The following is a 7965-nucleotide window of genomic DNA, read 5'->3' as shown; positions in this document are numbered from 1 at the left end:
AATCCACGCCGCGTCGGTCCAGTGAAGGGAATAACACCAGAAACTGGATCTAAATCGGCTGTAACTACCGAAATATCCGAGAATTGACTGGATTAGCGGTAGTAATGTCAGTTATTTGCTCAAAAGTGGCTCAGCAGCTGAAAATAGCCCTAGCAATCGGCGTAAATGACAAGCCAATGGCACCACTACTTGTCCCAATAGTAGCCTAGTATCGAAGTGACGATCCATGACACCGCCGCTTCCACCAAAAGGTTAGACTTCCCTCCTAAATTTTTCTATAATAATGGGGAAGGGGAGGACGAGCACAAATGTCAAAAAAATTTTTAAGAGAAAACGGTATGCACCTATCCTGGCTGATTGCTTTAATCGCCACATTAGGGAGCCTGTATTTCTCGGAAATCATGCATTTTATACCTTGTAAACTATGTTGGTATCAACGTATTCTCATGTATCCGCTGGCTGTCATCTTGGGGATTGCTGCTGTGCGCAGAGACTACAAACTAACGATTTATGTATTACCCTTGACGATTTGGGGAGCCTGTATTTCCGTCTATMACGTCTTGCTCCAATCCGGGGTTTTCCACGAATCCGCAACGGGCTGCGGGCCAATTCCATGTGACGTAGACTACTTGAACTGGCTTGGTTTTATTACGATTCCTATGCTTGCTGGTGTTGCTTTTATTTTGATTACTATTCTCCAATTCTTGACATACCGAGCTACGAAATAAACCCTCGTACCAAAAATAGGCAGGTAATTTGTCTGGCGCTGTCGAAAGGAGTACTGAACGTATTCCAATCAAGCGAGGTGCTAAGATGACATCAATTACCAAAAGTGCTGCACTGCTGATCCTTTTAAGCGCGACATTGGTCGGTTGTGCAGACAAAAGCCTGCTCTCTCCTGCTGCCGAAGCTGTAACGACACCAAGTCCGCAAGCCACGACCAAAGCAGCAGAGCCCACGCCAACTCCTAAACCAACAGTTAAGCCCATAGCGACTCCTAAGCCATCCGTAGTTCCGAGTGCAACTCCGCATCCTACGACTGCCCCTAGTCCAACCGCATCAGCAAAACCGGCAGCAGCCGCGACAAATACAAAGCCAATCGCAGGGGACAAGACCCCTTACTCGTGGTATTACATGAAGAAGAAAACAGGGCAGGTTCCCGATTTTCCGAAAGAAACGAAATCTTTTACCGCTGATCAGAAAGCCGTTTGGGTTGGCACCGGGAAAAAGGTGTACTTAACAATTGACGCGGGAGGCCCGCTGATTGAAGTCGATTTAATGCTGAAATCCTTGAAGGAAAATGGCGTGAAAGCGAACTTTTTCATCTCAGGAAACAATATTAAGTTAAATCCCGATTACTTGAAAAGAGTTGTGGCAGACGGCCATTTCGTTGCCAATCATACGATGACGCACAAAGATTTCAATGAGCTGAGCGATGACCAAATTCGCAAGGAAATTACGGATTTTGAAGACTTATATAAGAAGCTGACGGGCAAGGAAGTCGAGAAATATTTTCGCTTCCCTTACGGTCACTACAATATGCATAACTTAAATTTAGTATCCAGTATGGGTTATACTTCAGTCTTTTGGTCAACTGCTATGCGAGATTGGGAACCGAGAGAGAACGGTGCCGAGGATCCGTACAACGATATCATGAATAACTTGCATGATGGCAATGTTATCTTGATGCATCAGGGATCCTTGGAAAATATGCAGGCGCTCGCGCGCATCTGTAAAGAAATCAAGAAGCGGGGTTATGAATTCGCGCTCGTGAATGATTTGCAGCCCAAAAAATAGGTGACCGACCACCAATAATCAGGGTTGTAAGCCTAGGTACCTTTCAGCTTGTACGTTCATATTCTATCCATGTAGCCTGTGAAATTCATTAACCGGCAAAGGAAGCGGATAGGTGTGCAGCAAGCGATAGCCGTACTGGACTCCGGAGTCGGAGGATTAACTGTAGTAAAAGAACTCATGAGGCAGCTGCCGCAAGAAAAAGTCATCTATTTCGGTGATACTGCTCGAAGTCCTTATGGTCCGCGATCGGCTGTAGAAGTACGTACATTTACCCGACAAATTGTGGATTACTTAATTCAATTTAACCCTAAAATGATTGTGATTGCTTGTAATACGGCAACCGCGGTTGCCATAGAAGATATTAGAGAACATGTCTCAATTCCGGTATTGGGTGTTATCTCGCCAGGAGCGAGAGCCGCAATCAAACATACGCGAACCGGGGTTGTTGGGGTTATTGGCACGGAAGGGACGATCAAAAGCAAGGCATATGAACATGCCTTAAGGTTAATTTCGCCGAGCATTCAGGTGTACAGCGAGCCTTGTCCGCTTTTGGCGCCTTTCGTGGAAAAAGGGCTTTTTGGCAGAGAGCAAGAGCAGGAGATTGTGGCGCAATCGCTTCAGCCGTTGGTCGGCAAGCCAATTGATTGTTTAATATTGGGATGTACGCATTACCCCTTTCTGATGGAGCCGATCTCTCGGGTTATGGGGCCGGACGTAACATTGATTTCATCTGCGGACGAAACGGCGAGAGAGATCAGCACGATACTGTACCATCGCGATCGGATGGAGACATCGGGGATATTGCCGATTCACCAATTCTTTTGCAGCGGAGAACCTACGTTATTTAAGCGTATTACGGAAAGCTGGCTCAAAGATCAGATTGCCATTACACCTGTCGTCTGGCAGGTGCCTACTATTTTTTGAATAGACCCTTAGGGGTCTGTTTTTTTGTTGCGGGCGTGACTCGAACTTAACTTCATTACGCCGCATGATTCTAATGGAGGAGGCATATTCATAACCTACGTAGGAGATCAAAGAGCTGTGAGGTGGTCGTATGTTGGGTTACGGGTATGAGACGTTGTGTGATGAATTAAATCGGCTGGGTAGGATTTATCCTTTCCTGCATGTCGAAGTTATAGGGGAAAGTGTAATGGGCAGAGGCATTCCGGCGCTTCGCATCGGTCAGGGGGCTAGAGAGCTCCATGTCAATGCAGCGTTCCATGCAAATGAGTGGATAACGACACCGCTTATTATGCAATTCGTGGAGGATCTTGCTTGTTCCTATGCCAGAGGAACGGCATGGCAGGGCAGAAACACTAGACGCCTGCTTTCAGAGTACTCCTTATGGGTTGTTCCTATGGTGAATCCTGATGGCGTAGAACTTGTTCTTAATGGCCTCAGCCCTGATCATCCGTATCAAGCTAATTTACTGGAATGGAACGGAGAACAGCCTGATTTTAGCAACTGGAAAGCGAATATCAGGGGCGTAGACCTCAATGATCAGTTCCCAGCGCATTGGGAAGACGAGGCTGAGCGTAGAGGGCAGTTAGGGCCGGGACCGCGGGATTATGGCGGTGAGACACCGTTATCTGAGCCTGAGGCTGCAGCACTTGCGCGGTTCACAGAAAGCCATCCATTTGAGCTTGTCGTTGCCCTGCATACCCAAGGCAGAGAGATCTATTGGAATTATCGTGGGTATGAACCGCCGGAATCTGAGTCTTTTGCCGAACAATTAGCTATCGTCAGCGGTTATGAGGCCGTGCAATTAACCGATAGCGATGCAGGGTATAAAGATTGGTTCATACAACATTACCGAAGGCCTGGATTTACAGTTGAGTTAGGTGTTGGTGTCAATCCGCTTCCCGTAGAATCCTTCGCCGATCTGTATGCGGAAATCGTCCCGATCCTGCTAACTGCGCTGGAATTACAAACAGTTAACCGTTAGACAAGTATAGTGAACATAACCTTGTTTCTCATGTTTCTCAAGAACCGATCTGTCCAGACTTCATATACTGGAGTAAGTAGACGGTTGGGAGGCGAGGTTATGGCACCACCTAAAGGTAAGGGCAAGGTTGCTAAGAAGAAAGTAGTGTCTTCCAGAGAGCAGTATACGATGAGAATTGTGGAGTCGTCTACGTGCGCGGTTTGTAAAACACAATGTACAAGAGGACTTCGTTATTTGGAGCAAATGTCTCAGCCGGGGGCTGTTGGTAGAGGGGTTCCATGTATTTTGACAAGAAGAAAAATCAATTAATCGAAAAAAGTCCACGCCTATTGGAAGAGGAGGCATGGACTTTCTTTATTTCTTTATTTCTTTATTTCTTCCTTTATTTGTGTCCTTTATTGCTCTTCTGATCTTGCGTTTTCGTAGTCGTATTTTTGCGGGATTGGCCTTGCTGTTTATGATCTGCTGACATGATTGTTCCTCCTTGCTCATCGTTGTTGGAAAGCGCGTGATTATTATGATCAGTTGGTTGATTTTGATACGGCTTAGGTGAAAAATAAAAACCCAACAGACGATGGTTATCGTTTGTTGGGCCCTGTATGCGAAGACATTGAGTACGATTAATGGTTTGGAGGAAGCAGCTTATCTGCAAGACGTTGTTTCACCTTTTTGATGGCATCTGTCTCTAATTTGTGGTTTTGGTTGAACTTTGCACCTGTTAATGCAAGCGCTTCCTTAACAGTCATTTCTACATAAATGATCTCTTCACCTTGAGGAATCTGAACAGAATTTTGATTCATTTTCATCACTCCTATGTCAACTTTTTGAAGAGGAAATCTTGATTTGGCGCACTTTTAATATAACATATCATGTAAGGTTAAACAAGGGTTATTAAGACCTATTTATAGAAAAAGATTGTCGGAAACCAAGCCCGGCGGCAAAGAAAAAAGCACGCGAAACGGCAGCATATGCTAGGCCATTTTGCGCGCTTTTTGCTATTAACTGTAGCAGCGAATTTCTACGATTTCAGCTCGCTCAGCACCGTTGGTTGACTCTACAAGTAGGCGCAAGCGACTGGTTACTACGGTTTCAGGGAAGGTATGAGTATGTCGCCGCGTGTGATTGTTAAGTTCTTCAGCCACAGTTTTCCACTCTCCGTGAGTGAAGGCTTGCAGCTTATAGTCTTTAACCAACTCAGGAATAACCTCGAACTCTGTCCGATGATGATGCAAATTAATTAGATCCTCATGGACATCATCATTCAGTGTAAGCTGTACGCTGCGGATCGGCACTTCATGCGGCCAGCTGACTTCCAGCCATTCCGGTTTATCAGCTTCTATACGAGCTGAAGACCACATGTTTGGGCCGCCATAGGGGCGTTTAAAGCCATTAGCTGCTTTATCTGCTGAGTAAGCCGAAGTAGGCGAGAGCAGTCGGAAGCAGATCATCTTGCGGTTGAATTCCCCAGGCGTCCAATCAACAACAGGCTGGTTCGGCGTCGTGTCACCATAATCTGCGGAATTGCTATTATCTTTGTGCTTGAGTCCAAGGACGCCAGACTGCAGCTTGTCGGACTTATGAACGGATAGTGCAGGATTGCTGCGTAAAATAATAAATGCGTTTTGAGCGGTATCCGGGTGCCAAGCTATCGGAACATGAATCCACTGCTCTGATCCTTGGGAGACGGCTACTTGAACGGCTGCTACTTGCGTATGCGGGACATAGTTCTGCGGCTTGCCCGTGCTCCATAACTCAACGGATAACTCCGTATGCTCCGAAGCGTCAAGCAGCAGCTCCAAGCCTTCGATATGCGGATCTACGGGTACGAGAAGTGCTGCACTATCAGTAAGTGGATACACCGATACGGATTTCTCAACAGCCAGCTGGCTCAATGTGCTGGACGCTGTCAAGGACGCGCTAAGCACGAGGTCAGTCGCGTCTGCGTTCTTGATCCCGAGCACGGAGGCATCCTGCCGCAGCAGCATTTGCTGCAGCTCGCTCAGATGGCTGCCATGCAGCTCGCGAGGGGAGATGCCCTTCGCTGCGCAGAGGGCAGCGCCAGTGCCTGCGGCTTCGCCGATGACGGCGCAAGTCGCCATGACGCGCGTCGTGCCAAAGGCAACATGGGACGCGCTGATATTGCGCCCAGCCATGAGCATATTCGTCGTATTGACCGAATAGAGGGAACGGAACGGAATGTGGTAGCTGCCGTCCACATGCATATGTTTGGAGCCCTTTGCCGTAGCGTACATGCCTTGCGGTGGATGTAAGTCAATCGACCAGCCGCCGAAGGCGACGCGGTCTTCGAATAGCTCCTGCGTGATGACATCGTTTTGGTTCAACACGTAGTCCCCTACGAAACGACGATATTCCCGCTTGCCCGGGACGGAACCGATCCATTCTAGCGTGAGGTTCTGGGCTTCGAATTTACCGGAGTTTTTGATATAATCCCAAATCCCATAGATCACGGAAGATAGTTCATCACGGATTTTTTCATTATCATGAACCGTATCCATTTCGCCGCCCCATTCTATCCACCAGTAAGCGCAACCATTATCTCCGCTGCGAATAACCCGTTTCATGGGAATCGTGGTTTGGGTAATATCCTTCGCGAAGCTTGGCGGAATGTATTTCACTGGTCGGCCTGCATCTTTGGTATAGAAGAGAAGGGTGCTTCCTAAAGTAATATCATCTGGCACGAGAGGTGCCCATTCTTCATTAAACTCCTCTTGCGCTTCACGGCCAATACGGAACTTCGCGCCCGCTAGGAAACCGACGAGCCCGTCGCCTGTGCAGTCTAGATATACGCGACTGTCGAAGCGGATGCGGCGTTCCGAGCCCATCATCCAGCCTGTAACGGATCGGATAGTTCGGGAATGTTCGTCCCCGTCTGCATCAACTTCATGAACATCTGTATTCAAAAAGAGGGTAATATTTTTCTCGGCTTTTACTTTTTCGAGCACAATAAGATCCCATAGATAGGGATTTCCATCGATATTGCGGTATTGATTCTCAACGAACATTTCACCCATGATACCGGTTTCACGCGCATACCGATGAAGCCCATGGGAAGTAGCTCCACAAACCCACACGCGTACTTCACTGCTGGAATTGCCGCCAAGTACAGAGCGATTTTGAACAAGTGAAACAGTTTGACCTAATCTGGCGGCTGCGATTGCGGCACATACACCGGCTAACCCCCCGCCGACAACGGTGATGTCGGATGTAACGATTTCGTGTTTCATGACCAGCACCTCACTAGTTAGTAGAATATCTTTGATTTCATTGTAAAATATTCTATTCCCATTGAACATGCAGTTAGTTACAATAAGCATATACTTTATTTCATATTAAGGGGATGGGGATATGGCTTTTCGTGATGTGGCGGTAAAACTCATCTCCCATGTCTATTGGCATCGCAAAAATGAGTTTATGTACAAGGAGGACACCTATCCTTGCTGGACGTTATTTGCCGTGGAAGAGGGTAGATTCGTCTATGGAATCGGGGAGCATAAGGGAGAAGCGGGATTCGGCGACTTCGTTATCTGTCCACCTCATATTGGCTTTCGAAGAAGGACATTGGAGCCGCTGTCCTTTCATTTTCTGCAATTCGTGTGGCTGTCAGAACCTACATCAGAGGACGCAAACAGTTGGAGAGGGAAGCTCATCATTAAGGATATAGAAAGATTGGCCTCGAATTATTACTATTTGAAGAAACTGCCGGGTTGGGACGAAGAGAGCACACGGCATAAGCAGCACATGCTCAGTGATATGTTTCGATTGGTAACGATTGAACGTGAGCTCAAAGACGTTCTCATCACAGAAACCGATATTTTGATGGAAAAAGCGCGCAAATACTTGACGGATCACGCATACGGAAGCTTATCTATGTTGGACTTGGCTGAGAGTCTGGGGCTTACTCCCGTGCAGCTTACGCGAAGGTTTCGCAGAGCTTTCTCGCAAACACCGTCTGAATTTCTGAATGAATTGCGCTTAACAAGAGCGCGCCATTTGTTGGAGGGATCGACCTTGACACTAGATGCCATCGCTGGAAATTGTGGATTTGAGAACGGTTTTTATCTGAGCCGCGTGTTTACACAGAAAATCGGAATGGCTCCATCGGTGTACCGCAGCATGTATCGGGTTTAATGCATAAAAGCTCATCTTTCCATGTTGGAAGGATGAGCTTTTATGTTTATGGCCCGGTCGTAGGAAACCTGCCC

At 47.2% G+C, this 7965-nt stretch carries 8 protein-coding genes; 6 read left to right on the top strand and 2 right to left on the bottom strand.

The window, feature by feature from the left end:
* The first annotated feature begins 308 nt into the window (after positions 1-308).
* The 5 genes from AC1DUA_RS14235 to AC1DUA_RS14215 all read left to right on the top strand — a co-directional run bounded on the left by AC1DUA_RS14235 (position 309) and on the right by AC1DUA_RS14215 (position 4051).
* Positions 309-728, top strand: a complete 420-nt coding sequence (locus tag AC1DUA_RS14235; protein ID WP_477500391.1) for a disulfide oxidoreductase — start codon at positions 309-311, stop codon at positions 726-728.
* Positions 729-813: 85 nt separating this feature from the next.
* Entirely contained in the window at positions 814-1797 is a 984-nt protein-coding gene (locus tag AC1DUA_RS14230) for a polysaccharide deacetylase family protein (RefSeq protein ID WP_477500390.1), read from the top strand.
* A gap of 114 nt (positions 1798-1911) precedes the next feature.
* Positions 1912-2721 (top strand): glutamate racemase, encoded by an 810-nt coding sequence (gene racE, locus AC1DUA_RS14225; RefSeq protein ID WP_477500389.1) that lies wholly within the window; start codon positions 1912-1914, stop codon positions 2719-2721.
* Positions 2722-2851: 130 nt separating this feature from the next.
* Positions 2852-3742, top strand: a complete 891-nt coding sequence (locus AC1DUA_RS14220) for a M14 family metallopeptidase (RefSeq protein WP_477500388.1) — start codon at positions 2852-2854, stop codon at positions 3740-3742.
* A 99-nt stretch (positions 3743-3841) separates the two neighbouring features.
* Positions 3842-4051 (top strand): hypothetical protein, encoded by a 210-nt coding sequence (locus AC1DUA_RS14215; RefSeq protein ID WP_477500387.1) that lies wholly within the window; start codon positions 3842-3844, stop codon positions 4049-4051.
* Positions 4052-4362: 311 nt separating this feature from the next.
* Here AC1DUA_RS14215 and AC1DUA_RS14210 read toward each other — a convergent pair whose 3' ends face one another.
* Both AC1DUA_RS14210 and AC1DUA_RS14205 read right to left on the bottom strand, forming a co-directional pair.
* Positions 4363-4542, bottom strand: a complete 180-nt coding sequence (locus AC1DUA_RS14210; RefSeq protein ID WP_477500386.1) for a hypothetical protein — start codon at positions 4540-4542, stop codon at positions 4363-4365.
* 198 nt (positions 4543-4740) lie between these two features.
* Complete coding sequence (locus AC1DUA_RS14205; RefSeq protein WP_477500385.1) at positions 4741-6987, bottom strand: FAD-dependent oxidoreductase; 2247 nt, start codon at positions 6985-6987, stop codon at positions 4741-4743.
* Between the two features lie 121 nt (positions 6988-7108).
* On the opposite strand from AC1DUA_RS14205, the gene AC1DUA_RS14200 reads away from it, so the two are divergent.
* Positions 7109-7891: a helix-turn-helix domain-containing protein gene (locus AC1DUA_RS14200; RefSeq protein ID WP_477500384.1), complete on the top strand. Its 783-nt coding sequence runs from the start codon at positions 7109-7111 to the stop codon at positions 7889-7891.
* Positions 7892-7965: the final 74 nt, after the last annotated feature.

It is taken from the genome of Paenibacillus sp. 01T422 (assembly GCF_056398785.1).
Note: the sequence above shows the minus strand (reverse complement) of the source record. Positions and strands in the feature narration are given on the sequence as shown.

Coding starts and splice junctions, on each gene's coding strand:
- AC1DUA_RS14230 (WP_477500390.1), top strand. CDS start 814: ATGACATCAATTACCAAAAGTGCTGCACTGCTGATCCTTTTAAGCGCG.
- AC1DUA_RS14220 (WP_477500388.1), top strand. CDS start 2,852: ATGTTGGGTTACGGGTATGAGACGTTGTGTGATGAATTAAATCGGCTG.
- AC1DUA_RS14215 (WP_477500387.1), top strand. CDS start 3,842: ATGGCACCACCTAAAGGTAAGGGCAAGGTTGCTAAGAAGAAAGTAGTG.
- AC1DUA_RS14210 (WP_477500386.1), bottom strand. CDS start 4,542: ATGAATCAAAATTCTGTTCAGATTCCTCAAGGTGAAGAGATCATTTAT.
- AC1DUA_RS14205 (WP_477500385.1), bottom strand. CDS start 6,987: ATGAAACACGAAATCGTTACATCCGACATCACCGTTGTCGGCGGGGGG.
- AC1DUA_RS14200 (WP_477500384.1), top strand. CDS start 7,109: ATGGCTTTTCGTGATGTGGCGGTAAAACTCATCTCCCATGTCTATTGG.